25 protein-coding genes are annotated in these 24,432 nt (G+C 66.2%); 8 read left to right on the forward strand and 17 right to left on the reverse strand.

Translation table 11 applies throughout. The annotated features are described in order from the left end of the window. Positions 1 to 7: 7 nt before the first annotated feature. Genes C6W88_RS02520 through purU form a run of 4 tightly spaced genes read left to right on the forward strand, consistent with a single transcriptional unit; the run spans position 8 to position 4,953 of the window. The gene (locus C6W88_RS02520; protein ID WP_108131358.1) at positions 8 to 373 is read left to right on the forward strand and encodes a sarcosine oxidase subunit delta; all 366 of its coding nucleotides are present in this window, start codon (positions 8 to 10) and stop codon (positions 371 to 373) included. Further along, positions 370 to 3,411 (forward strand): sarcosine oxidase subunit alpha family protein, encoded by a 3,042-nt coding sequence (locus C6W88_RS02525; protein WP_108131359.1) that lies wholly within the window; start codon positions 370 to 372, stop codon positions 3,409 to 3,411. Before C6W88_RS02520 ends, C6W88_RS02525 begins: the two co-directional genes overlap by 4 nt. Next, positions 3,404 to 4,072 (forward strand): sarcosine oxidase subunit gamma, encoded by a 669-nt coding sequence (locus C6W88_RS02530; protein WP_108131360.1) that lies wholly within the window; start codon positions 3,404 to 3,406, stop codon positions 4,070 to 4,072. The genes C6W88_RS02525 and C6W88_RS02530 overlap by 8 nt, the downstream gene beginning before the upstream one ends. Then, a complete protein-coding gene (purU, locus tag C6W88_RS02535) occupies positions 4,069 to 4,953 on the forward strand; it encodes a formyltetrahydrofolate deformylase (RefSeq protein WP_108131361.1) in 885 nt (294 codons plus the stop codon). The genes C6W88_RS02530 and purU overlap by 4 nt, the downstream gene beginning before the upstream one ends. Positions 4,954 to 4,955: 2 nt before the next feature. Here the strand turns inward: purU and C6W88_RS02540 are convergent, their stop codons facing one another. Further along, the gene (locus tag C6W88_RS02540; protein ID WP_108131362.1) at positions 4,956 to 5,648 is read right to left on the reverse strand and encodes a DUF3047 domain-containing protein; all 693 of its coding nucleotides are present in this window, start codon (positions 5,646 to 5,648) and stop codon (positions 4,956 to 4,958) included. A gap of 286 nt (positions 5,649 to 5,934) precedes the next feature. Between C6W88_RS02540 and C6W88_RS02545 the strand changes: the two genes are divergently transcribed. Next, positions 5,935 to 6,429 (forward strand): DUF302 domain-containing protein, encoded by a 495-nt coding sequence (locus C6W88_RS02545; protein ID WP_231498455.1) that lies wholly within the window; start codon positions 5,935 to 5,937, stop codon positions 6,427 to 6,429. Positions 6,430 to 6,685: 256 nt separating this feature from the next. Here the strand turns inward: C6W88_RS02545 and C6W88_RS02550 are convergent, their stop codons facing one another. The 8 genes from C6W88_RS02550 to C6W88_RS02585 all read right to left on the reverse strand — a co-directional run bounded on the left by C6W88_RS02550 (position 6,686) and on the right by C6W88_RS02585 (position 13,875). After that, positions 6,686 to 6,976, reverse strand: a complete 291-nt coding sequence (locus C6W88_RS02550; RefSeq protein ID WP_108131363.1) for a zf-HC2 domain-containing protein — start codon at positions 6,974 to 6,976, stop codon at positions 6,686 to 6,688. Beyond that, complete coding sequence (locus C6W88_RS02555; RefSeq protein ID WP_083970172.1) at positions 6,973 to 7,626, reverse strand: sigma-70 family RNA polymerase sigma factor; 654 nt, start codon at positions 7,624 to 7,626, stop codon at positions 6,973 to 6,975. Before C6W88_RS02555 ends, C6W88_RS02550 begins: the two co-directional genes overlap by 4 nt. After that, complete coding sequence (locus C6W88_RS02560; protein WP_108131364.1) at positions 7,551 to 8,219, reverse strand: TIGR04282 family arsenosugar biosynthesis glycosyltransferase; 669 nt, start codon at positions 8,217 to 8,219, stop codon at positions 7,551 to 7,553. The genes C6W88_RS02555 and C6W88_RS02560 overlap by 76 nt, the downstream gene beginning before the upstream one ends. Continuing rightward, positions 8,209 to 8,922: a TIGR04283 family arsenosugar biosynthesis glycosyltransferase gene (locus tag C6W88_RS02565; protein WP_231498458.1), complete on the reverse strand. Its 714-nt coding sequence runs from the start codon at positions 8,920 to 8,922 to the stop codon at positions 8,209 to 8,211. Before C6W88_RS02565 ends, C6W88_RS02560 begins: the two co-directional genes overlap by 11 nt. Beyond that, positions 8,909 to 9,652 (reverse strand): ABC transporter ATP-binding protein, encoded by a 744-nt coding sequence (locus C6W88_RS02570; protein WP_108131365.1) that lies wholly within the window; start codon positions 9,650 to 9,652, stop codon positions 8,909 to 8,911. The genes C6W88_RS02565 and C6W88_RS02570 overlap by 14 nt, the downstream gene beginning before the upstream one ends. Positions 9,653 to 9,679: 27 nt before the next feature. Continuing rightward, positions 9,680 to 11,389: an ABC transporter permease gene (locus tag C6W88_RS02575; RefSeq protein ID WP_108131366.1), complete on the reverse strand. Its 1,710-nt coding sequence runs from the start codon at positions 11,387 to 11,389 to the stop codon at positions 9,680 to 9,682. After that, positions 11,376 to 12,653 (reverse strand): ABC transporter substrate-binding protein, encoded by a 1,278-nt coding sequence (locus tag C6W88_RS02580; RefSeq protein ID WP_108131367.1) that lies wholly within the window; start codon positions 12,651 to 12,653, stop codon positions 11,376 to 11,378. Before C6W88_RS02580 ends, C6W88_RS02575 begins: the two co-directional genes overlap by 14 nt. Before the next feature lie 121 nt (positions 12,654 to 12,774). After that, the gene (locus C6W88_RS02585) at positions 12,775 to 13,875 is read right to left on the reverse strand and encodes an aminoglycoside phosphotransferase family protein (protein WP_219906529.1); all 1,101 of its coding nucleotides are present in this window, start codon (positions 13,873 to 13,875) and stop codon (positions 12,775 to 12,777) included. A gap of 292 nt (positions 13,876 to 14,167) precedes the next feature. Between C6W88_RS02585 and C6W88_RS02590 the strand changes: the two genes are divergently transcribed. Next, entirely contained in the window at positions 14,168 to 15,670 is a 1,503-nt protein-coding gene (locus C6W88_RS02590) for a SulP family inorganic anion transporter (RefSeq protein ID WP_045991010.1), read from the forward strand. Positions 15,671 to 15,853: 183 nt separating this feature from the next. Further along, a complete protein-coding gene (locus tag C6W88_RS02595) occupies positions 15,854 to 16,708 on the forward strand; it encodes a universal stress protein (protein WP_108131368.1) in 855 nt (284 codons plus the stop codon). An 83-nt stretch (positions 16,709 to 16,791) separates the two neighbouring features. Here C6W88_RS02595 and C6W88_RS02600 read toward each other — a convergent pair whose 3' ends face one another. The 4 genes from C6W88_RS02600 to C6W88_RS02615 form a co-directional block, all read right to left on the reverse strand. Then, positions 16,792 to 17,292 (reverse strand): DoxX family protein, encoded by a 501-nt coding sequence (locus C6W88_RS02600; protein WP_108131369.1) that lies wholly within the window; start codon positions 17,290 to 17,292, stop codon positions 16,792 to 16,794. Continuing rightward, positions 17,289 to 18,053 carry an HvfC/BufC N-terminal domain-containing protein gene (locus C6W88_RS02605; protein WP_108131370.1) on the reverse strand — a complete coding sequence of 255 codons (765 nt, stop codon included), beginning with the start codon at positions 18,051 to 18,053 and terminating at the stop codon, positions 17,289 to 17,291. Before C6W88_RS02605 ends, C6W88_RS02600 begins: the two co-directional genes overlap by 4 nt. After that, entirely contained in the window at positions 18,050 to 19,042 is a 993-nt protein-coding gene (gene bufB, locus C6W88_RS02610) for an MNIO family bufferin maturase (protein WP_231498459.1), read from the reverse strand. The genes C6W88_RS02605 and bufB overlap by 4 nt, the downstream gene beginning before the upstream one ends. A gap of 81 nt (positions 19,043 to 19,123) precedes the next feature. Then, the gene (locus C6W88_RS02615; protein ID WP_045991014.1) at positions 19,124 to 19,402 is read right to left on the reverse strand and encodes a BufA1 family periplasmic bufferin-type metallophore; all 279 of its coding nucleotides are present in this window, start codon (positions 19,400 to 19,402) and stop codon (positions 19,124 to 19,126) included. Between the two features lie 240 nt (positions 19,403 to 19,642). Between C6W88_RS02615 and C6W88_RS02620 the strand changes: the two genes are divergently transcribed. Further along, positions 19,643 to 20,005, forward strand: coding sequence for a RidA family protein (locus C6W88_RS02620; RefSeq protein ID WP_045991015.1), 363 nt, complete (start codon positions 19,643 to 19,645; stop codon positions 20,003 to 20,005). A 183-nt stretch (positions 20,006 to 20,188) separates the two neighbouring features. On the opposite strand, the gene C6W88_RS02625 is transcribed toward C6W88_RS02620, so the two are convergent. The 4 genes from C6W88_RS02625 to C6W88_RS02640 form a co-directional block, all read right to left on the reverse strand. Then, on the reverse strand, positions 20,189 to 21,697 hold the full coding sequence (locus C6W88_RS02625) for an ABC transporter permease subunit (RefSeq protein WP_108131372.1): 1,509 nt from the start codon (positions 21,695 to 21,697) through the stop codon (positions 20,189 to 20,191). Then, positions 21,694 to 22,527: an ATP-binding cassette domain-containing protein gene (locus tag C6W88_RS02630; RefSeq protein ID WP_108131373.1), complete on the reverse strand. Its 834-nt coding sequence runs from the start codon at positions 22,525 to 22,527 to the stop codon at positions 21,694 to 21,696. Before C6W88_RS02630 ends, C6W88_RS02625 begins: the two co-directional genes overlap by 4 nt. After that, positions 22,527 to 23,405, reverse strand: a complete 879-nt coding sequence (locus C6W88_RS02635) for a putative selenate ABC transporter substrate-binding protein (protein WP_181248571.1) — start codon at positions 23,403 to 23,405, stop codon at positions 22,527 to 22,529. Before C6W88_RS02635 ends, C6W88_RS02630 begins: the two co-directional genes overlap by 1 nt. A 115-nt stretch (positions 23,406 to 23,520) precedes the next feature. Then, a complete protein-coding gene (locus C6W88_RS02640) occupies positions 23,521 to 24,378 on the reverse strand; it encodes a MurR/RpiR family transcriptional regulator (protein ID WP_045991062.1) in 858 nt (285 codons plus the stop codon). Positions 24,379 to 24,432 lie beyond the last annotated feature (54 nt).

Raw genomic sequence — 24,432 nt, forward strand, 5'->3', positions numbered from 1 at the left:
GGTTTGCATGTTCCATATCCATTGTCCCTACTGCGACGAGTGGCGCGAGGAAGAAGAGTTTCATCCCCGGGGACAGGCGCACATCGCACGCCCCGAGGATCCGGCCGGATGCTCCGACGAGCAGTGGGGCGACTACCTGTTCTTCCGCGATAACCCCCGCGGCATCCACCACGAGCTGTGGGTCCACGCGGTGGGCTGTCGCAAGTTCTTCAACGTGACGCGCCACACCCAGAGCTACGAGATCCTCGAGACCTATCGCATCGGCGAGCGACCGCGCTTTACCCGGGACAACCCCGACGGGGTGGTTGCGTCAGCGCCTGAGTCCCTTGACGACAGCGACATCGCCACCGCCGCCCAGGAGGTTCGCGCATGAGCCAGCCCAATCGCCTCGACACCGGGGGCCTGATCGACCGCAGCAGGCCCCTGCGCTTTACCTTCAATGGCAAGGAGTACTCAGGCTTTCATGGGGACACCCTGGCCTCGGCGCTGCTGGCCAACGGGGTGGACGTGGTCAATCGCAGCTTCAAGTATTCGCGTCCCCGCGGCATCGTCGCCGCCGGCGCCGAGGAGCCCAATGCGGTGGTCCAGCTCGGCCACACCGAAGCCGAGCAGGTGCCCAATGTGCGTGCCACCCAGCAGGCCCTGTTCGAGGGGCTGACGGCACGTTCCACCAACGGCTGGCCCAACGTCCAGCGCGACCTGATGGGGACCATCGGCAAGCTTGGCGGCAAGCTGATGCCCCCCGGCTTCTACTACAAGACCTTCATGGCGCCGGCCTCGCTGTGGATGACCTACGAGCGCTATATCCGCAAGAGCGCGGGGCTGGGGCGCAGTCCACTGGAGCGCGACCCGGATATCTACGACCGCATCAATCGCCACTGCGAGGTGCTGGTGATCGGTGCCGGGCCAGCGGGACTGGCGGCGGCCCTGGCCGCCTCGCGCAGCGGCGCCCGGGTGATCCTGTGCGATGAGCAGGAGCGCTTTGGCGGCTCGCTGCTGGACGGGCAGGCGTTGCTGGATGATCGTCCGGCGTTGCAGTGGGTCGAGCAGGTGCTCGAGGAGCTTGCCGCCAACCCCGAGGTGACGCTGTTGCCGCGCACCACCGCCAACGGCTATCACGACCACAACTTTGTCACCCTGCACGAGCGGCGCAGCGAGCACCTGGCCCACTGTGCCCCCCGAGTGGAGGGACGCCGTCAGTCGCGCTCGCGCCTGCATCGGGTGCGGGCCGCTCGGGTGGTGCTGGCCACCGGTGCCCATGAGCGTCCGCTGGTCTACGCCGGCAATGACGTGCCGGGCAATCTGCTGTGCTCGGCGGTGTCCACCTACATCCGCCGTTACGGTGTGGTGCCGGGCAAGCGGCTGGTGGTTTCCACCAGCAACGACGACGGCTACCGCGCCGCGCTCGACTGGCTGGACGCCGGGCGCGAGGTGGTGGCGGTGGCCGATGCCCGTCCCGCCCCCGACGGTGAACTGGTCGAGATTGCCCGGGCGCGCGGTATTCGCATCCTGCCGGGCTCTGCAGTGGTCGAGGCCAGGGGCGAGCAGCGGGTCGCCTCGGCGCGGGTCGCGACCATCGATATCGACGCCTTTCGCGTTACCGGCGCCAGCGAGACGCTCGACTGCGACACGCTGGCCAGTTCCGGTGGATTCAGTCCGGTGATTCACCTGGCCTCCCATACCGGAACGCGGCCGAGCTGGCGCGACGACCTGATCGCCTTCGTGCCCAACCTGCCCAGGGGCATGTTGGCGGCCGGTGCAGCCGGCGGCACCTTTGGCCTGGCCGAGGTGCTGGCGGAAGGTCGCGACGCCGGCCTCGAGGCGGCGAGCCAGGCCGGCTTCGAGAGTGCCGAGCTTATACTGCCGGCGGTAGCGTCGCGGCGAGACGGTGCGGCGGTGGCGCTGTTCCAGGTGCCCCACGAAAAGCCGACCCTGCGGGCGCCCAAGCAGTTCGTCGACCTGCAGAACGACGTCACCGCCGCCGGGATCGAGCTTGCCACCCGGGAAGGCTTCGAGTCCATCGAGCACGTCAAGCGCTACACCGCCATGGGCTTCGGTACCGATCAGGGCAAGCTTGGCAACATCAATGGCATGGCCATCGCCGCGCGCTGCCTGGGGCGCTCGATTCCCGAGGTCGGCACCACCGTGTTCCGGCCCAACTATACCCCGGTCACCTTCGGAGCCATCGTCGGTCGCTACTGCGGAGCGCTGTTCGATCCCGAGCGCTACAGCGCGCTGCACCAGTGGCACGTCGAGCAGGGTGCCGAGTTCGAGGACGTGGGCCAGTGGAAGCGGCCCTGGTACTTCCCCAGGACCGTCAACGGCAAGCGCGAGACCCTGCACGAGGCGGTGATGCGTGAGTGCCGCGCGGTGCGCGAAGGTGTCGGCATCCTCGACGCATCGACCCTGGGCAAGATCGATATCCAGGGGCCGGACGCCCGCGAGTTTCTCGGCCGCATCTATACCAACAAGTGGGCCAAGCTTGGCGTGGGCAAGGTGCGCTACGGCTTGATGTGCAAGGACGACGGCATGGTCATGGATGACGGCACCACCAGTTGTCTGGCCGAGGATCACTTCCTGATGACCACCACCACCGGTGGCGCCGCGGGAGTGCTCGAGTGGCTGGAGCTGTGGCACCAGACCGAGTGGCCGGAGCTCGACGTGAGCTTTACCTCGGTCACCGACCACTGGGCCACCATGACCGTCACCGGCCCCATGGCGCGAGAGCTGATGCGCGAGCTTACCGAGGGCATCGATCTGGATCGCGAGGCGTTTCGCTTCATGGACTGGCGTGAGGGCAAGGTGGCCGGGGTGCCGGCACGGGTGTTCCGGATCTCCTTCACCGGCGAGCTGGCCTACGAGATCAACGTCCAGGCCCACGCTGCCATGCACGTGTGGAAGGCGCTGTTCGCCCACGGCGAGAAGTACGACCTGACACCCTACGGGACCGAGACCATGCACGTGCTGCGTGCCGAGAAGGGCTTCATCATCGCAGGTCAGGACACCGACGGTTCGGTGACCCCGGAGGATCTGGGCATGCAGTGGGCGGTGGGTTACGACAAGCCATTCTCCTGGGTCGGCCAGCGGGCGCTGACCCGCAGCGACACCGCGCGCCAGGACCGCAAGCAGCTGGTGGGGCTGAAACCCAGGGATCCGTCGGTGGTGCTGGAGGAGGGCGCCCAGATCGTGCTCGACCCTGACCATCCGATTCCCATGCCGATGGTCGGCCACGTGACCTCGAGCTACTACAGCCCGACGCTCGAAACCGGCTTCGCCCTGGCGGTGGTCAAGGGTGGCCACCAGCGGATGGGCGAGACCGTCTATCTACCCTGTGTCGACGGCAAGGTCCACGAAGCCGAAATCGTTTCCACCATCTTCCTCGACCCCAAGGGAGAGCGCCAGAATGTCTGAAGCTATAGAACGTGCCCGTACCTTTGATGCCTTCCCGGACGAAGGCATCCCCTTGGAGTCGCCGCTGGCCTGGTCGTTTGAGCACGTCGGCTGCCCGGCGCCCGGCACCCACTCGCGGGTAATGATGCGCGAACGCCAGCACGACCATCTGATCCTGCGCGGTGGCGCCATCGTGCTCGACGAGGCGGTGCGCGCGGTGCTGGGGCTGTCGTTGCCGGCGCGTCCGCTGGAACTCAGTCAGGGAGAGAGGGCTTCGCTGCAGTGGCTAAGTCCCGACGAGTGGCTTGCCGTGCTGCCCCAGGGTGACGCCTTTCGCGTGGAGACGGCGCTGCGCAGCGCCCTGGGCGACGCCAGCGTGGCCTTCTCCGACGTCAGCGCCGGTCAGACGGTGATCGAGCTGACCGGTGATGACCAGGCCCTGCGCGAGCTGTTGATGAAGTCGGTGGTCTACGACGTCCACCCGCGCCACTTTGCGGTGGGCAAGGGGGTGACCACGGTGCTGGCCAAGACCAGCGTCATCCTGCGTCGCCCCGACGAGCGACGCTGGGAGCTGGTGGTGCGGCGCAGTTTCGCCGACTACGTTTATCGTTGGTTGCTCGATGCCGGTGAGGAGTTCGCCATCGGCGTCGAGCGTGACGTCACCGCCGGGGAGACGACATGACGATCAGCGTGAGCGCCGTGCGCACGACCCACTGGATCCTGACCGCCCAGTGTCCTAGTCGTCTTGGCACCGTGGACGTGGTTACCCGCTTTCTGCGCGAGCAGGGCTGCTACATCACCGAGCAGCAGTCCTTTGACGACAGCAGTTCCTGTCGTTTCTTCATCCGCACCGAATTCCGCCCTCCCGAGGAGGGCGAGTTCGATGCAGGCGCCTTCGAGGCGGCCTTTGCCGAGCGCGCGGCGCCGTTCTCCATGGCGTTCGAGCTGACCTCACCAGAGCGCCTCACTCCGGTGGTGATCATGGTTTCCAAGGCCGATCACTGCCTCAATGACCTGCTCTATCGCTATCGTACCGGCCAGCTTCCGGTGGCCATCAAGGCGGTGGTGTCCAACCACCCCGATCTGGCGCCGCTGGCCGAGTGGCACGGGCTGCCTTATCACCATCTGCCGATCAGCGCCGAGACCAAGGCCGAGCAGGAGGCCGAGGTGTGGCGGATCGTCGAGGACAGTGGCGCAGAGCTGGTGATCCTGGCGCGCTACATGCAGGTGCTGTCGAGCGAGATGAGCGAACGCCTGGCCGGTCGAGCGATCAATATCCATCACTCGCTGCTGCCTGGCTTCAAGGGCGCCAAGCCCTACCACCAGGCCTTCGAGAAGGGCGTCAAGCTGGTTGGGGCGACCGCCCACTACATCAACGATGACCTGGACGAAGGCCCGATCATTACCCAGGGGGTGGAGCCGGTCACCCACGCCGATACCGCCGAGGACTTGGTGGCCCGAGGGCGTGATATCGAGTGCATCACCCTGGCCCGGGCCGTCACCCTGCACCTGCAGCGTCGGGTGTTTCTCAACGGCTCGCGCACGGTGGTCTTCCAGCGCTGATGTCAGGGACAGACAGGCGGCGACGACGAGGCGCTGAACTCCATCTTGCTGAACCAGGCGGTGGCGTCGCCTCCGGCGTTGTCGCCATCGCTCATCAGCGCCAGGCCATCGACGCCGTCGGGGCTCGCGCCGAACAGTCGACGGTAGTCGGCGGCCACGTCGCGCACCTCGCCGACCCACTGACCAGCCTTGGCACCTCCGCTTTGCAGCGCCAGCAGGACGGCACGATCGGTAAAGGCGTTGGGCCAGCTGGTGCCTGCCGGCTGATTCGATGACCACACATAGTTGACCGACTCCACCTGCCAGGGCAGAAGGCCGGTGCGTCTGGCCACGTAGACCCGGGCGGGATAGTCGTCGCCACTCTCTGTGCGTTCGTCGACCCCGGAATAGACCCCGGATACCTGCCAGCACCAGCGCAGGTAGGGCGTCTCGCCGAGGTCGATGTCGCGCTCCAGATAGCGGGCCGAGGCCTGCCCCCGGGAGCGCGCTTCGAGCACGCTGACGCCATCGTGCTCGACCAGTCGGTAGGCCGTTTCGCCGGCGAAGGATTTGGTTGGCCAGTCGAGCATGGCGCGCGGGCTGAAGGTCTGGGCCTGGGCGCAGGAGGCCATCAGGACCGCAGCCGAGACAAGGGCGCAGGTCAGGGTACGCGGCGGTGGGGCAGCGAGGTGGCGAAGGGGAAGAATCCGGGCCATGCAGGCTCCTGTCGTCGGCAATCGGGGAAGCGGCTGAAACGACGTGAACGATATGAACGATATGAACCATCAGGTCCAAATCGTGTGGGCGGTCATCGCCTGTGCGCACATCGTGTAGCTGCATTGCGCGCACTATGCCCAGTCGCGTCGGCTATGGGTACTGGGTCGTCGCCCCGGCGTTGAACCTTACACAGCGTCAACCCGGATTGTGAGAGATTTCCCCTTGTGGTGGTCGGGGACCGGCGACCATGCTGTAGGCACATTGACCTGGAAAGGAAGCTCCATCATGAAGCAGTGCTATCGCAAGATGTTCACCCTGTGCCTGGGCAGCGTGCTGGCAGGATCGATGGCGACCATGGCCTGGGCGCAGGGCGAGGTCGAGGTGAGCGACAGCGGTATCGCCAGTCTGACGTCGACCGATAGCCTGGAGGCGGTGGAATCTCGCTTCAAGGAGGGGCTGGAAAAACGGGGAATGGGACTGATGGCAAGCGTGGACCACCAGGCCAACGCCGCCGGGGTGGAGCTGGAATTGCCAGCGACACGCACCTACATCTTCGGCAAGCCCGAGGTGGGCACTCGACTGATGCAGTGCGAGGGTAGTGTCGCGCTGGATCTTCCCCAGAAGATGCTGGTTCGCCAGCAGGAAGATCACCTGGTGATCGAGTGGAACGACCCTCATTACCTGGTGGAGCGCCACGGCCTGCAGGACTGCGAGCTGCCCGTGGACAAGATCGCCGAGGCCCTGACCGGGCTGGCGCGGGAGGCAGCGGGCCAGCAATGATGGCCTGGTCTTGCCCAGGCACCTCCCGAGCCTTGCTCACCGGGTCCGGCTCGGGACCTCTTTACCGGGGATCTGGCACGCAATCGCTTGAGGCTGACTCAGGTGGGGGGTAACTGGCGCCCCGTCGGCGGGCTGCCTTGGTGGCCCGCCAGGGGGAGGCAGAATGGTGGGTCGACCAGCGAGATGCTTCCCTCGAGGTAGGGCAGTCGAGGTAGGGCAGTCGAGGTCCTTGCGCCAAGTCCGTCAGCCGAGTCCTTCAGTTCTGGCGACGGGTCTCCGCCTCGGCCATCGCTTCCTTTACCTTCAGCAGGTCCTGATCACTGGCGACGTTGTCGGTAGTCGCGCCAGGGGACGTACCGTCCTGGGGTTTATCAATTGTGCCGTTATAGGCATTGCCGACCCGGTGCAGCATGCTGAACTGCTTTTCGCAGTTGCGACAGGCCGAGCACAACATCAAGTGAAACCGCAGCGAAATACGCTCCCTGGCCGTCAGGGGGGCATCCAACTGCTTTGACATCAGCCGCGTAGCGGCCTTGCACATCATCATGCCGCGTCCTCCTTCCATCCCTTTTCAATGCAAGCGCGAAGCTTGAGGCGAGCCCGATGCAGGATCACCCAAGCGTTGTTTTCCTTGATGCCTACTTCCTTACAAATATCGTCGGTGGAAAGGCCCATCAATTCGCGCAGGGAGAAAACGCGAGCCACGTTTTCTGGAAGACTCAGCATACAAGCGTCGAATACTTTCCAGAAATTTTCGTTCTCGAACGCTTGCTCCGGGGTGCTCCATGCCTGGGGCTTGGCGTCGGCGGCCCAGTGCCCATCCTGTTGAAACATGCGGTCGATGGCGTCGTCGCTGTGCTCTTCATCGAAGGGCTCCCAGCGACCATGACGCTTCTGCTGGCGCATCTGGTCGAGCAGCTTGTACTTGAGGATGCCGAATACCCAGGTTTCGTAGCCGGAGCGCCCCGAAAAGCTGTCGTTCTTCTCGATGGCGGCGATCATGGCTTCCTGCACGGCGTCCTCGGCGGCGGCATGATCGCGCAGGTGCATGCGGGCGAAGGACACCAGGCGGGGGCGCACGGCGGCGAGTTTCTTGTGGCGGTCGGTGAGCGTTTCTTGGGTCACGGCAGAATCTCCAGGGCGAGGGCTTCCATGTCGGCGAGGCGAGCCAGGTCCTGGGGCGTATCCAGGTCCCATACGGTCGTTGGACACTCCAGCGTCCACAAAAGCTCCGCAAGACGTGTGCGCGTCTGGGACATGACGCTGGACGTGCCCCAGTCGATTCCTCGGAAGAGACGGGGATCGGGGCGACGAACTCCAACCAGAGCATAGCCGCCGTCCTCGGCCGGAAGAAAGACGCTATCTGCGTCTTTAAGCCGTTTATGACAAGTTTTTAGTAATGTCTTATCCAATATCGGGCAATCTGTGCCGATTAGAAGGCTCGGGCCACCTGCCGAGCACAGCGCCGCGTGCATGCGCACCCCCAGGTCGCCTTCAGGCTGTGGTCTCAGCGTCACGCCGAACCGCTGGCGGATATCGACAAAGCACGGATGGTCGTGCTCAAGCGCCGTCCACAGCGTGATGTTGCGCGCGGACGTCGTCTCCAGCGCCGTCTTCAGGGTGTACTCGATCAGTCTGTGCTGGAGACGAGCGGCGCCTTCGGCGCCGAGGGCGGGGATCATCCGCGTCTTGGCCTGGCCGGGGATCGGCGCCTTGGCCAGGATGGCCAGCTTCAGGCCAACCTGGCCAAGGCTGCCAGCCAGCCCGTCGCTATCGTGGTCAGCGCACATGGCGATACTCCTCGGCCAGGCGAACGGGATCGGCCCCTCGCCAATAGCGAAAGCGCAGTCGCCACATCAGCAATATCGTCGTCAGCACGCCGCCCTGCTCCCAGCGGCGACCGTCGGTGAGCACCTTGAAGCCAAGGCAGGCAGGAGGCGACAGTCGCTTGAGGCGCTTGGACATTTCGATGTCTTCCATCAACGGCTGGTCGGGGAAGCCACCGACGGCGTCGAAGGCGCTGCGACGCATGAACATCGCCTGATCGCCGGTGGCGATGCCGGTCAGGCGTGAGCGCAGGTTCATGCAGGCGGCGATCAATGATAACCAGCGCGAGCGGCCCTGGATGCGCACGTCGAAGCGCCCCCAATGGCGCTTCTCCAGCGCCTTCAGTATCGCCGGCATGGCCGCCGCGGGCAGTCGAGTGTCGGCGTGCAGAAACAGCAAGGACGGCGCACTCGCCGCAGCGGCTCCCTGGTTCATCTGGCGCGCCCTTCCGCGGGGGGCATCGATGACACGATCGGCCAGGGGGCGGGCAAGCGCCCGGGTATCGTCCTCGCTGCCACCATCGACGACGATCACCTCGACGCCCTGCTGGCGCCACTCGGATAGCCGCTCAAGACCCGCGACGATGGTCGCTGCCTCATCGAGGACGGGAATGATCACACACAGGTGTGGGGCGACGACCTCGGACCCTGGTTCAGCGAGAGGCACGGCGGGCACCCTGCCAGGCGGCCCCGGCGGGGGCTTCGGTGGCGGCCGCCAGTTCGACGATCGGACCCGCCGCTGCCTCGGCGTCTGCCCTGTCGTGGGTGACCAGCAGCGCCGGAAGACGATGGTCTCGGATGCGCTGGAAGACCAGGTCACGCATCTCCTGGCGGAGCGCGGCGTCGAGCTTGGAGAAGGGCTCGTCCAGCAGCATCGCCTGGGGACGCGACAGCAGGGTGCGCATCAGCGCGACACGAGCGCGCTGGCCGCCGGACAGCGTTGCCGGATCGCGCTCACCGAATCCGGCAAGACCGATATCCGCCAGGGCCTCTTCGATGGCCTCGCGGCGCTCGCGTCGGCTGGCAGACGACGGCATGCCGAAGGCCAGGTTGCCGGCGACGCTGAGGTGGGGAAACAGCAGCGCATCCTGGAACAGCAGACCGAGTCGGCGGGCCGAGGCAGGCAGGTCGGTGACTCGCCTGTCGCCGAGGCGGACCTCGCCCTGGGCGTCAAAGGCAGGGGCGAGAAAGCCCGCAGCGTAGGCCAGCAGGGTGGACTTGCCGACACCGGAAGGCCCCATGACGCTGACCACCTCGCCGGGGGCGACCTGAGCATTCAGTGATACCAGGGGGGCACCGTCCAGCGAGATCACGACCCGATCGAAGACCAGTGCGCCCGTCGGGTTCGCTGGAGACGTGGGGGGAAGGTGGCATCGTGTGTCTGGTGTCTGTGACATGGTGGGCTCGGATGGCGTTGAGGCGGTTCAGGTCAGCAGGGCGCGTCGGTGGCTATGCAGTACGCGCGGCAAGCCGATGGCGAGGGCGAAGCCGAGTGCCGGCAAGAGTAGCTGGGCCAGGGCATAGACCGCCGTCAGGCGACGATCCCCGCCGGAGGCAAGCGATACCGCCTCGGTGGTCAGGGTGGTCAGGCGTCCGGCCCCCAGCAGCAACGTCGGCAGATACTGGCCGGCGCTGACGGCGACCCCCACGGCGGCGGCGGTGGCGATGGGGGCCAGCAGCAGCGGCAGGCGAACGCGTACAAAGGCGGCGGCCGGGCCATGGCCGAGACCTGCGGCGACCTGGGCCCAGCGGGGGTCAAGCCGCCGGTAGCTCTCGGCCAGTGACAGAAAGACGTAGGGCAGCACGAACAGGCAGTGTCCCAGTACCACCACCATGAAGCCCGGTGCCACCGACAGCTGCGCCTGAAGCTGCACCAGACCGTAGAGAAAGGCGACCGGTGGCACCAGCAGCGGCAGGTAGAGCACCAGGGTGGCGCTCGCTCCCATGCTGCGGTGATTGAGCGCTTCGCTCTCGAGACAGCCGATCACCAGGATGGTTGCGAGAGCGGTGGCGGCCAGTGCCAGCCACAGGGTGTCGAGGGCGGCCGGCAGCAGGCCTGGCAGCGCACGACCCCAGTTGGCCAGGGTCAGGGGCGTGGGCCAGGCCGAGGGAAAGGGCCAGAAGGCCGCCAGCGACCACAGCGTCAGTCCCAGCAGACTGGCACCGAGCAGGGTGACGCTGAGCCAGGTCAGACCGCCGCCCAGCAGGCTACCGAGGCGTTGACCGCTGTTGCGTCGGCCGTCGGTCAGGCGTGGCGTGGCGCACCAGCGTACGGCCTGTTCCAGGCACCACCAGCAGGCCAGTGCCAGCAGCGTGATGCCGAGCTGGCTCAGCGCTGCGGCGGAGGCCATGAAGCGCATCGACAGGTCGGGATCGCCAAGCCAGCGGACCACGCTGACCGCCAGGGTCGGTGGGGTGGACGGGCCCAGGATCATGGCCACATCGACATTGGACGAGGCAAAGGCGATGACCGCATAGACCGGTAGCCGAATCAGCGGGTACAGGCTCGGCAGTACCGCCTTGAGAAAGGCGGTCACCGGCGAATAACCCAGCGACAGTGCCAGGTGCCGACGATCGTCGGCCTGGCACTGAGGCAGCGCCGATAGACTCATCAGCAGCAGAAAGGGGACTTCCTTGACCACCAGTCCGGCGATCAGCGCAAGGCCAAAGGGATCACCGGGAAACAGGTAGTCAGGAGGCGTGGCGTGACCGCTCAAGGCCGGGGAGACCAGGCGCATGGCCAGGCCCGAGGGCGCCAGCAGAAAGGCCAGACCGATGGCGGCGGCGGCGTGGGGCACCGCCAGGAGCGGCGACAGCAGGCGCTTGAGCCAGACAAAGGCGGTGCTGTCGGCGAAGGCACCGAGAAACAGCACCACGATGGTCAGGGCCAGGGCGGTGCTGATCAGGCCAGTGGTGAAGCTGAGCACCAGCATCTCGAAAAGCCCGGGGGTGTTCGCCAGGCTCACCCAGGGCGCCAGGCTCAGCTGCTCTCCACCGAGCACCGGCAGCCAGCCGAAGGCCGGCGCCGCAGCGCCTGCCAGGCCGGCCACCACCGGGGCCACCAGCAGCAGTACCGTCAGCGCCGGCGCCAGCCCCACCAGGCGGGAGAAGGTCGAGGTATCAGCGGCTGCCATAGCGCTCGAGCCAGGCCGCCTCTACCGCTTCCATCCAGCTCGGGTGCGGCTCGGGCAGGGTCTGTTGCAGGGCCTGTGGCGCCAGTCGCGCTGGCTGGTCATCCATGGGCGTCAATGCCTGACGCTCGGCCTCATTCAGGCGCGCGAGATCGAGCACGCTGGGGTCGCCCCAGACGTCCAGGCGCTGCTTGCGCGCCTGGGCCTCGGGCGAGAGCAGGAAGTTGGCGGTGACCATGGCGCCGGCCTGGTGGCTGGCGTTGAACGGGATGGTGACAAAGTGAACGTTGCCGATGGTCCCGCCGTCGAGCACATAGCTGCGAATCGAGGGAGGCAGTTGGTAGTTGTTGACCGCAGCGGCAGGCTCGGCGGGGTTGAAGGTAAAGGCCAGCGACAGTTCGCCGTCACCCATCAGGCTTCTGAGCGCAGGCCCTGAAGCGGGGAAGTCCCGCCCCTGGCGCCACAGATGGGGATGCAGGGCGTCGAGATAGTCCCACAGCGGTGCCATGGCCGCTTCGGCGTCGGCTTCGCCGACGGGGCGGGCAAGCACCGCCGGGTCGTCGATCAGTGCGATGAGCGCCTGCTTGAGAAAGGTGGAACCGTGGAAGTCCGGGACCAGTGGATAGGTGAAGCGCCCAGGATGCTGCTCGGTCCAGTCGAGCAGGGCGGCCATGCTGGTCGGCGGCGCCTCGACACGCTCGCTGTCGTAGTAGAAGGTCAGCTGGGCCTTGCCCCAGGGTGACTCGAATCCCTCGGTGGGGACGGTGAAGTCGGTGGTCATCTCGGGATTGGCGTCCGGCGAGGTCAGCGCGAAGTTCGGCAGGCGCTGGGCAAAGGGCCCGAGCAGCAGATCATTGGCCTTCATCGCGGCGAAGTTCTCGCCGTTGATCCAGATCAGGTCGATGGCGCCCTCGTCGACGTTGCCAGCGGACTTCTCGGCCAGTACCCGGGAGACCGCAGCGGCGGTGTCGTCGAGCTTGACGTGGACCAGATCGATGTCGTGGCGCTGTTCGAGCTCGCCGGCGACCCAGTCGAGATAACCATTGACGTTGGGGTCACCGCCCCAGGCGTTGAAGTAGACCGTCTGCCCCCTGGCCTGCTGCTCGATCTCCTGCCACGGCTGGTTCAGCGGCGTGGACGTATCCTGGGCCCAGGCGGGCGAGCCTAGCCCCAGGGCAGCCAGGGCGGTGAGGACGAAGGCGCCACCGGGAGGCCAGGTCAAGCGGAGGTCGGCCAACGGGCGTCTACAGGAAAAAGGCGTGGTCATGGTCGCGTCCTTGTGACGATGGATAGGCAGGGGTGGATAGAGCCGGACAGGGTTGGATAGAACCGGACAGAGCCGGACAGAGCCGGACAGACTTGGACAGCGCCAGACAGCGCCGGGAAAGTCAGCCGGCACGGGCGAGTTCCTCGAGTTCGTCGGCGACACGCCTGATGATGGGGGCCGAGAGGTAGTGATCGACGCGGTCGGCCACATGGGCGATCAAGGCATGGTCGCTTAGCTGTGCCGACCAGTCTTCACCACTGTGCTGCCTGTCGACCTGGCGGCGCTGCTGGGCACGCCATTTGGCACACCAGGTCAGCGACCATAGCCACATGGCGCGACGACAGGTGATCAGCGTCGACCAGTCGCTGTGATGACTGTCTTCGGCCATCAGTTCCTGCCAGCGCCGATACAGCGCCACCAGATCCTCGACGAACAGCACCGCGCGGCTGTTGAGGTCCCAGGTGGTGGAGGTGTAAAGGCTCAGGTGGGCCAGGTCGAAGCCGGGTAGCGAATAGCGGCACTTTTCCAGATCCACCAGTACGGCGCGTCCGTGAGGCGTGATCAGAAAGTTGCCGGGGTGAGCATCGAAGCTGATTAGGCGAATCTCGTCGTCGGCGATGCGAAGCCTCTGCGGGAGCTGTGCCAGCGCCTGTTCGATCAGGGCAGTGCTGGTGCGAGATAGCCCGGCCCCGGGGAGAAAGCGGGCCTGGGTGGCGATCTCGTCGAGCATCTCTCGCCAGGGATCCACCGGTGAGGCCAGGGGGGCGCGTTGATCGGGCAGCGGCAACCGGTGCAGGCTGGCCAGGGCCGAGGTCAGGGCCGGCAGGTCCGAGGGCAGGCTGGCGGGACGGCCATCGATGGCCTCCACCACCAGCGCGCCTCTGGGCAGCAGGTCGTCGCAGGGCAGCCAGTCATCGAGTCTGGGTGTATGGCCACTGGCCTGGGCGCGGTCAAAGCAGGCGACCTGATAGGCCAGGTTGGACGCCGCGTCCAGCCCCATCTGGCTCTGCTTGGGCAACCGCGCCAGCCAGCCGCCCTTGTCACTGCCGCCGGCCAGGCGCACATGCCAGTGGGCCAGGCCGGTATCGGCCAGTGGCTCCAGTCGATGCCCGGACAGAGGCCTCCCATGGCGCGCGAGACTATGCTCGAGCGCTATCAGCGGCGGGCCCGGCGATGGGCTCTCCGTTCGCGATGACGGTGGCGTCGAGGCGCATCGCTCCATGTCGCGTTCCTTGGACGTAGTCAGCTGAGTCGGCAGGGGGCAACGATCCTTACACATTTTTTTAAGAAGATGCCACCGGGCGGGCTTGGCCGGATCGAGACTGGTCGGAGTCAGGCTGGGTAGCAGCGTCGCCTTGCTCGGGTGGTTCTGGTAAACTGCGCCCCTTCCCGTGTCTCCACTACATCATGACAGCGCCAGGCTAACGCCTCCCGGTGCGCTGCTGTCGTGGAGAAACGGTCGGCCCTGGGCCGCTTGTCGCGATATCTCACAACCACTCCCCCTGGACCGCCTCATGATGCGATCGATCAAGCAAGACTGGTTTTCCAATATTAGGGGCGACGTGCTGTCCGGCATCGTCGTGGCCCTGGCGTTGATTCCGGAGGCCATCGCCTTCTCCATCATCGCAGGTGTCGATCCCAAGATTGGCCTCTACGCCTCCTTCTCCATGGCGGTGATCATTGCCTTCGCCGGGGGCCGGCCGGGGATGATCTCTGCCGCCACCGGCGCCATGGCACTGTTGATGGTGACCCTGGTCAAGGAGCACGGACTTCAATATCTGCTGGCCGCGACCCTGCTGACCGGGGTACTGCAGATCATCGCCGGCTATCTGCGCCTGGCCGACCTGATGCGTTTCGTCTCGCGCTCGGTGGTGACCGGCTTCGTCAACGCCCTGGCGATCCTGATCTTCATGGCCCAGCTGCCCGAGCTGACCAACGTCACCTGGCACGTCTACGCGATGACCGCGGCGGGTCTCGGCATCATCTATCTGTTCCCCTACGTGCCCAGGATCGGCAAGCTGCTGCCGTCCCCGCTGGTGTGCATCCTGGTGCTGACCGGCGTCTACCTGGCGACCGGCATGGACATCCGCACCGTCGGTGACATGGGCGAGCTGCCCGATACCCTGCCGATGTTCCTGTGGCCTGACGTGCCGCTGAATCTCGAGACCCTCGGCATCATCTTCCCCTATGCGGTCATGCTGACCGTGGTCGGTCTGCTCGAATCGATGATGACCGCCACTATCGTCGACGATCTGACCGATACCTCCAGCGACAAGAACCGCGAGTGCAAGGGCCAGGGTCTGGCCAACATCGGTACCGGTCTGCTTGGCGGCATGGCGGGCTGCGCGATGATTGGCCAGTCGGTGATCAACATCAAGTCCGGCGGGCGTGGACGCCTGTCTACCCTGCTGGCGGGGGTCTTCCTGCTGCTGATGGTGGTGTTCCTGTCGGACTGGGTCTCGCGCATCCCCATGGCGGCGCTGGTGGCGGTGATGATCATGGTGTCCATCGGTACCTTCAGCTGGAGTTCGCTGCGCGACCTCAAGAAGCACCCGATGTCCACCAATGTGGTGATGATCGCCACCGTGGCGGTAGTGGTGTGGACCCACAACCTGGCGATCGGTGTGTTCGTCGGTGTGCTGATCGCCGCGCTCAACTTCGCCAACAAGGTCGGCAACTTCCTGTACATCGCCAGTGACGAGCTGGAACAGCAAGAGGAGCTTGGCAAGGGACGGCGCTACCGCGTGGTCGGCCAGGTGTTCTTCGCCTCGTCTCAGCGTTTCTCCGCCGCCTTCGACTTCAAGGAAAGCGTCGAGAAGGTGGTCATCGACCTGTCACGTGCCCACTTCTGGGACATCACCGCGGTCCAGGCGCTGGACATGGTGGTGATCAAGTTCCGCCGTGAGGGCACCGACGTCGAGCTGATCGGGCTCAACGAGGCCAGCGCCACCATCGTCGATCGCTACGCCATCCACGATAACCCGGCGGCGGTGGAAAAGCTGATGGGTGGTCACTGAGGCAGGCGCCGAAGATGTGACGGGTGTGTGCCAGTTGGTGTAGAACTGGAGGTAACACCCGGATCGGGCTAGACAACAGGTCTGAGGGTCGCGCCCCGCTCGGGCGCGACGACAAGGCCACAATCGATGGAACGCGACGTCTGAGGACGCGCGTTCGCCCCCAACGCCAGGCAGGACGATTTCATGACAGAACAGGTGATGGCCGCCATCGACGGGTCCCCGTTTTCCGAAGGGGTCTGCGACTCTGCCGCCTGGGCCAGTCAGGCCCTCGATGCGCCGCTGACGTTTCTTCACGTGGTGGATAACCACCCCCAGACCGCCGAGGCCGATCTGTCCGGTAACCTGGGACTCGGCGCCAGGGAGCACCTGCTCGAGGAGCTGGCCAGTCTCGATGAGCGGCGGGCCAAGGTCGCCCAGGAGCACGGCCGCCTGATGCTCAAGGCGGCCAAGGATCGCGCCAGCGCCAGTGGTGTTGATGACCTGCATTGCCGACAGCGCAACGGCACCCTGGTGGAGACACTGCTGGAGCTGGAAGACGAGATCCGCCTGCTGGTGATCGGCAAGCGGGGCGAGAGCGCCCAGCAGGCCAGCGAGCACCTGGGCTCGAATCTCGAGCGGGTGGTCCGCGGTCTGCATCGGCCGATTCTGATGGTACCGGAGAGCTTTACGCCGCCGACTCGGGTGATGATCGCCTTCGATGGCAGCAAGACCACCCGCAAGGGCGTCGAGCTGCTGGCCAGGAGCCCGCTGTTCAAGGGGATCGCCTGTCACGTGGTGATGGTCGGCGCCGATACCGGTGATAACCGCACCCAGCTGGAGTGGGCGCTGGACAGCCTCAAGGGCGCCGGTCACGAGGCCCAGGGCGAGATTCGCGCCGGAGAGGTCGAGGAGACCCTGCGCGCCTACCAGAAGGACCACGCCATCGAGATGGTGGTGATGGGAGCCTATGGCCACTCGCGGATTCGCCATCTGCTGGTGGGCAGCACCACCACCAGTGTGCTCAGGCGCACCTCGCTGCCGGTGCTGCTGCTGCGCTGACGAGGCTGAGCCGACATCGACATCGACACGACATCGACCCGCCGCCGAATCCTGTTCGGCGGCGGGTCGTTTCTTTTTTGCGTCTATGCGTCGTCGGCGCGGTCCTGCTGTGGCGTCATCGGTTCGCGACCTTTGCCTTTCATCCTGCACAGCAGCCACTCCAGCGAGAGACAGCCGCCGCCGCGCAGGATCAGGGTGGCGAGGCTCGCCGCCCAGAGTCCGTGGGTGACCCAGGCCTCGGGATAGACGAAGGTCTGGATCACCAGGGTCATGATCAGTAGACCCAGGGCTGCAAGTCGCGTGGCAAGCCCCGCCCACAGCAGCAGCGACAGCGAGAACTCGGCGAGTGTTGCCAGGTAGGCGGCCAGCACCGGCGAAATCAACGGCAGGGCGTATTCGTGCTCGAACAGGAAGAAGGTGCTGTCGGCGATACCGAACCCTTCCACCTTGGTCAGCGCCGACAGAAAGAACACGGCGCCGAGTACCAGGCGCATCAACGCCAGCACCAGGTCCAGCGAACGACGCTCGAGCCAGGGGCAGAGTCGCCCGTAGTAGGTGTCCAGCAGGTTTGTCATCGGTGTCATGGGGTGCCTCGTAGCAAAGTGGGGGCGGGGTCCAGTACCGCGAGCGCGCCATGGCCGACCAGGGTGCCCAGGGCGTGGCCGAGCGCATCCTCTGCCACGCCGCTGTCGGCCAGTTCGCCCAGCGCCTGGGACAGCGAGGTCGGTGTGTCCAGCAAGCCGTATAACGCTGCGCTTGCCGCATCGAGTGGCCTAAGCCTGACCTGGCGACCCGAGCGGATCACCAGCCAGTGGCCGGCGCCTCGCTCGCCCAGGGGGGCGCCACCCTCTCCGCTCTCCAGCGCCTGCCACAGGGCTTCGACGTCATGTTGGCAACGGATGGTCCGGCTGGCCGGACGGGCCTGGACGAGCCGCTGGTCGTCAAGGACGGCGCCGATATCGGACGCCTCCAGCGGCACTGCCTCGGCTGCGTGACTGACCTGAAGCCGGGCGTGCTCGAGTCGCGCGATATCGGCGACGAAGCGATAGGGCGCAAGCGCCGGTGCGCGCGCCAGAGCGTCGGCAAAGCCCCGGCCGTAGCGGCTGAGTCGAGGGTCCTGCGGGGGGCTTGTGGCCGCGTAGCTTGCGGCCTCGGCACTGAAGCAGCCCTCGCCCAGCAGGGTCAGGGTATGGGGAAAGGCTTCCTTCAGGGCCTCGATCAGGCTTGAGCGAATATTGTTGCGGTAGACGTCGAGCCCGGCCTTGTGGCCGAGCTGTGGTGGCGTCGCCTGGGGGCGATGCATGGCATCGATGAAGCTGCGCTGCCAATCGAGCAGGCCGCTCATGGCGCTCTCCCTGTGGCTTGCGCCGAGGCGCTGGCTGCCAGGGCGGTGCTCGCATCGGCGCCGGGGCCATGGGCTGCATGCTGATGCCGGCGTGCCAGGTCGACCTCCTGCATCCAGCGCTCTAGCGTCGGCACCCGGTTGTCCCACTCGATCAGTGTGGGCAGGCCGGGACGCCGGGCGAGCACCTGGCGGTAGCGCTGCCACACCGGCTCACTGACGGCGCTGCCATGGTCGTCGATGTACAGCTCGCCGGCGGCATCGAGGCTGTGGCCGGCCAGGTGCCATTCGCCGACGGCGGCCCAGGGCACCTCGTCCAGATAGGCATCCAGGTCGCGTCCCAGATTGGCGGCGCTGATATAGGCGTTGTTGACGTCGAACAAGAGCCCACAGCCGGTCATTTCCACCAGCCGCTGGAGGAACTCGGTCTCGCTGAAGCGATTGTCGAGGCTGACGTAGAGGCTCGGGTTCTCCACCAGCAGGCGGCGGCCGAGACGGTCCTGGGTGCGTGCGATATTGTCGCCGAGGACGCGCAGCGATTCCTCGGTCAGCGGCACCGGCAGCAGGTCGTTGTAGCTGTGGCCATCAAGACGGCTCCAGGCCAGGTGCTCGGAGACCAGCGCGGGGTTCAGGTGATCGACCAGGCGTGCAAGACGTTCCAGATGGGCCGGGTCGATGCCCTCGGCACTGCCCAGCGACAGGCCGACGCCGTGGACCGAGAGCGGGTAGCAGCGTGCCAGTTCATCGAGTCGATCCTGAAGGGGCCCGCCGGCGTTCATGTAGTTCTCGGCGTGCAGTTCGAGAAAGTCCGGGGCCTGGGCCGACTGGGCTGAGTGAACCGAGTGAGCCAGATGGACCAGCGCCTGCATATGCTGAAACTTGAGGCCGATACCGACCGCATTGGCCGCCATTGGCTGTGGCGCCGGCAAGGACGCCGAGACGGGCGTCTCGAGCGACTCGCGTGGAAGGCTGGATGACAGGGAAGAGGGCATGGGCGATTCGCTATGGCTTGAGGCTTGGCGTGTAAACGTCACGGGAAGGCCGTAGCCTCCCCGTGGCGCCAGTGCTCTGGCTCAGGGGCGCTCGACCTCGCTCAGGCTGCCATTGCCGTGGGGCGTTTCGATATCGGTACAGGTGCCTTCCGGGACCAGGGTCCAGGCGTTGCCCTGGTAGTCGACGGTAGAGGTGCCGGCGCAGGTGGTGCCTGGCCCTGCCTTGCAGTCGTTCTCTCCGGCCAGGGCGACGCCGTAACACTTTTCCATGTCGCCATCGGCGGCCTGGACGGTGGCGATGGCGCCGGCTTGCGCCAGGGCGGTGGACAGCACGGCGGCCATCATGACGGAACGTTTCATTTGCAAACCCTCATATAAACGGTTGGGCGACAGCAGGACTGTCGTGACTATGTCGCCGGGGTGAGGGATACCTGACATCGCAAAAGAGGCAAAAGCGCGACAACAGACTATCTGGCGCAGGGAGAAGTTGGCTATATTGGGCGGCTGTCTAACGTTGCAGAGAAGACACTGGTGAAGAGGTGGTCGAATCGGCTGTCTTTTCGAGATTTTTTAGAAATACCGACTTTTTTGGAGAGAGCGATGAGCATTCAGCGTCACGACACCAAGACCCGCATGAGCCGCGCCGTCATCCACCACGGTGTTGCCTACCTGTGTGGTCAGGTCGCCGGACCGGACGCCCGTCAGGGGGATATCACCGCCCAGACCACCAGCATGCTGGAGCGTGTCGATGAGCTGCTGGCCGAAGTGGGCAGCGACCGCGAGCATCTGCTGAGCGCCACCATCTACCTGCAGAACGGCGAGGACTTTGCCGCCATGAACGCGGTATGGGACGCCTGGGTGCCGGAAGGCCACGCCCCCGCCCGTACCTGCGTGTGCGCGCCGATGCCGGCCAAGGAGCTGAAGGTCGAGATCACCGTCACCGCCGCCGTCAAGGGCCTGTAACAGAGCCGCAGTGACATAGCCGTTGACGTAGCCGTCCGCTCGAACGACAACGCCGGCCCCGTGGCCGGCGTTGTCGTTTGTGTTGTTTTTGAGGCACTGGTCCTGGCGTCAGGATGTGCCGGATAAAGCGCGTGTGCCGCCCTTCAAGACGTCTTGTCTTCGGTGCAGGCAGGGGTCTTCCCTTCAGCGCAGACAGGGGTCTTCCATGGGTGGCTCACAAGGCCTCAGACGGCGAGCCAGGGCGTCGACGGCGATATTGAGCAGGGCGGTGATCACCAGCAGGGCGAAGGCCACGTCGAACATCAAGGTCTGGAAAGCGTCGTCGATATTATCGCCGAGGGTGGCGACCCCAAGCATGCCGAGCAGGGCGCTTTCGCGCAGGATCACCTCGGCGCGGTAATAGACCAGCGCCAGCATGCCCGGGTACAGCCGCGGCAACAGCTCGTAGGCCAGCCGCCCCGAGGCCGGGAGTCCCGGCATGCCGGGCTCGATGGCCTGGGCGTGGCGACATACCAGAAAGGCGATCAGGGCGCCGTTATGCAGCGCCAGGGCCAGCCAGGCCGGCAGCAGCGATGGCCCCAACAGCAACAGGAAGACGAAGGCCAGCATCAGCTCCGGGGTCGAACGCAGAAAGATCAGCAGACCCTGGCCGATGCCCTGGCTGACGCGATTGCCGAAGTGGCGCGATGCCAGGGGCCACAGCACCAGGGCGAGCAGCAGGGCGCCGACGGTGCCGAGCAGCCCCAGCAGCAGGGTATTGGCCACCGCGCCGACGAGGTCGGGCAGTTCGGCCAGCCAGCGGAGCACACCGCCGATGTCGCCCTCAAGCAAAGCGCGGGGCCAGATGTCTACGCTGACGAAGCGCCATAACAGGCCTGGGTCGATCTCGGGCCAGGGACCCAGCAGCCACACGCTGGCCAGCCCCAGCGGCAGCAGCAGGCGCCGATGGGCCCACCAGGGCAGGGTGGCGACCAGCAGGTAAAAGGCCCACAGCAGGGCGCCGGCCTCGAAGTAGCGACCCTCGCGAAAGGCGCTCTCGAGTTGGTAGCCCAGCGTCGGCAGACCGACAAAACCCAGCAGCACGCTGCTTCTGAGCGCGCACTCGAAGCGGTAGCGGGTGTAGGCGGCCAGTTGGGCGAAGGCCTGGGGCAGCTCGGTATAGGCCAGCCGGGCAAGGCGCCCGGTACCCTCGGGCAGCGCCGCCTGGGGCGCCTGGGGCGTCTGCTCGAGGATCTCGGCGTAGACCTTGGCGAAGATGCCGGCGTAGGGGATCGCCAGGGCCGCCAGGGCGGTCAGCGCGGACAACCCGAACACCTGCAGGAACAGCAGCGCCCAGAACAGCTCATGCACTGCCCGCACCGCGGCACTGGCCGCGCGCACCAGGCGTGAGCGGGCGTAGACCAGCGCCAGGGGCAGCCCCAGCACCACGCCGGCCAGGGTGCCCCAGAAGGCCACCGCGATGGTAAGGCCGATGGCCTGCAGGGGCGTCTCGATGGCGCCGAAGTCAGGCAGCGCCAGGCCCATTGCCATGCGTCCGAGTTCGCCCCAGGGATCGCGGCTCAATACTTCGAGGTCGGCCAGCGGAATCGCCAGGGCAGCCAGCACCACCAGCCACAGGCTGTGGCGTGCCAGGCGGGCACCGATACCGTCGCCGGCCAACAGGCCTGGGCGTGTCGCTTGCGCGGCGCTCACGGTCGTGCCTGCTCCTCGCCGGCCTGGTGCGAGGCGTGGCGAGCGCTGGCCTCGGCCGGCGAATCGCTGTTGTCGTCGCGAGCAGGGCTGGGAGCAGCGGGAGAGGAGGCCGTGCGTGACGCACTGGGGTAGAGCGCGTCGAGATCATCGAGGCTTAGATCTTGGCTGGGCGCGTCGAGCACCACGCGACCGTCGGCCAGCCCCCAGACGCGATCGAAGTGGCTCAGCGCCAGCTCGCGCTGGTGCAGGGCCATCACCGTGGTAGCGTGCTGGGCATCGATTCGATCGAGCAGCGCCATGGCCTGGTGGGGGTCGACGCTGGCGACCGGCTCGTCACCGAGAAAGACCTGGCGGCGCTGATAGAGCGCACGGGCGATGGCGACCCGCTGGCGCTGGCCACCCGACAGCCGACCTACCGGGCGCCTGATGGCGCCTTCGAGCCCTAGTTCAGCGCACAGACTTGCGACATCTTCCCAGGCCTGGCGCAGCGGCCTGACCAGGTTCCACAGGTTGACCAGCGCCGAGTGGCGCTCCAGCCTGCCCATGTAGACGTTATGGTAGACCGATAGCTGAGGCACCAGGCCGTGGTACTGGGGACACCAGGCGGCGTGGCGGCCAAGACGGCGGCGCAACTCCGCCAGCAGGGTGGACTTGCCGACGCCGCTTTCCCCGAGCAGGGCGACGCGCTCGCCGGGCGCAAGGCGAAGGTGGACGTCATGCAGCACCCTGTGGTCGGCGTGGCCCAGGTCGACCCCGTCGAGGATCAGTGTCGGGAAGTCACCGTGGCCGTTGTCCCGGCCGCCGGTGACCTGACGTTGGCCATCGTCCATCAGCGCAGCAGGCCGAGGCTCTCGGCGACCGTCTCGATGGGGGCGTACATGCTGTTGTCGGCGGGAATGAAGCCGGAACGCGGGAAGCTCTCCAGCAGTTCGGGATCTTCCATCTCGAGCAGTGCCTGGCGAACCCTGTCGGTAAAGCCTTCGCCGAAGGCCTCATCGGCGTCGCCGCGCAGGGTCCACTGGTAGTCCGGGTAGCTCGGGGTAGACCAGATCACGCTGACCTTGTCGGTGTCGACATCGCCATTTTCCAGCGCCGCGTCCCACACCTTGAAATTGACCGCGCCCAGCTCGTAGGTGCCGGCCTCGACCAGGGCGATGGTGCGTGAGTGATCACCGGAGAAGCCGACCCGTGAGAACAGCTCTTCCGGCGCGGCGTCGAAGCGCTCGCGCAGGTAGTGCTCCGGCATCAGGCGACCGGAAGTGGATGTCTTGGCGCCAAAGGTGAAGGTCTTGCCCTCGATCTCTTCGGGCAGCTGGTCGGCGGCCTCGAGTCCGGTGCTGGAGTGGGCGATGAAATAGCTCTCGAAGGCCGCATCCTCGACGCCCTGGGCCAGCGCCTGGGAACCGGGCACCAGACGACGGGCCTGGACACCGGACAGACCGCCAAACCAGGCCAGCTGAACCTGGTCGTTGCGGAAGGCGGTGACCGCCGCACCGTAGGACTTCACCGGCACGTACTCGACCTCGACCTCGAGCGTCTCGGACAGATAGTCGGCCACCCGCGAGAAGCGCTCCACCAGACGCGATTCGTCCTCGTCGGGGATGGCGGTGAAGCGGAAGGTCTCGGTCTGGTCGGCCAGCGTCGGCAGGCTGAACAGCCCCAGGCTCAAGACGGTCAGAACGGAGGTCAGGGATGGCAGTGATCGCATGAGGCTTCCTGGCAATGGTGTGGATGGCGGCGTGCGGACAGGGACGCAAGACAGGCCGCTATTGTTGTGCCAATACGCTAAGGAGGCAAGCCGAGGAGCGGGCCTGACGTTGTTGTCACTCGTCGACGCTGTACCTTGTGCTGCGCAGGCTGTCCTTGATCTTCTTGAGGTGGTGCAGGAAGTCCTCGCCGCGACGCAGGGTGACGCCGGTGGCCAGCACGTCGATCAGCGCAAGCTGTACCATGCGTGAGGTCATCGGCATGTAGTGGTCGGTGTCTTCGGGCGCGCTGACCGCAAGGGTTTCGGTGCACTGGCGCGACAAAGGTGAGTCCGGCGCGGTGATACCGAGCACCACGGCACCGTTTTCACGGGCCAGGGCGGCGATGTCGACCAGTTCCCGGGTGCGCCCGGTGTAGGACAGTACCACCACCACGTCGCCGGTGTGGCAGGCCGAGGCGACCATGCGTTGCATCAGTACGTCGATGTAGGCGCTGACCGGCAGGTTGAAGCGAAAGAACTTGTGCTGGGCGTCCTGGGCCACCGCGCCGGAGGCACCGAGTCCGAAGAAGTGGATCTGCTTGGCCTGGATCAGGTAGTCGACCATGCGCTCGATGCGCTCGGGAGCGACCTCCCGACTGGCGAGGTCCAGCGCCGCGATGGTGGCGCCGAAGATTTTGCCGCTGTAGGCCTCGGCACCGTCATCGGGTTCCACCGCCTGGCTGACATAGGGGGTGCCGCCGGCCAGGCTCTGGGCCAGCTGGATCTTGAAGTCGGGATAGCCCTTGGCCTCGAAATTTCGGCAGAAGCGATTGACGGTGGGTTCGCTGACCGAGGCAGCTTGAGCCAAACTGGCGATACTCATGCCGGTTGCGGCGGCGGGGTCGGCCAGAATGACGTCGGCGACCTTGCGCTCGGAGCGGTTGAGCTCGTCGAGGCGGGTGCGAATGCGTTCGATAAGGTCGTGGCGAACCATGGTCGAGGTCGGCTCCGTGACGAAAGGCGCGGGCAACTGCGCGGTGGTGCGCGG

The sequence above is a fragment of the Halomonas litopenaei genome, assembly GCF_003045775.1.
Classification (GTDB): Bacteria; Pseudomonadota; Gammaproteobacteria; order Pseudomonadales; family Halomonadaceae; genus Halomonas; species Halomonas litopenaei.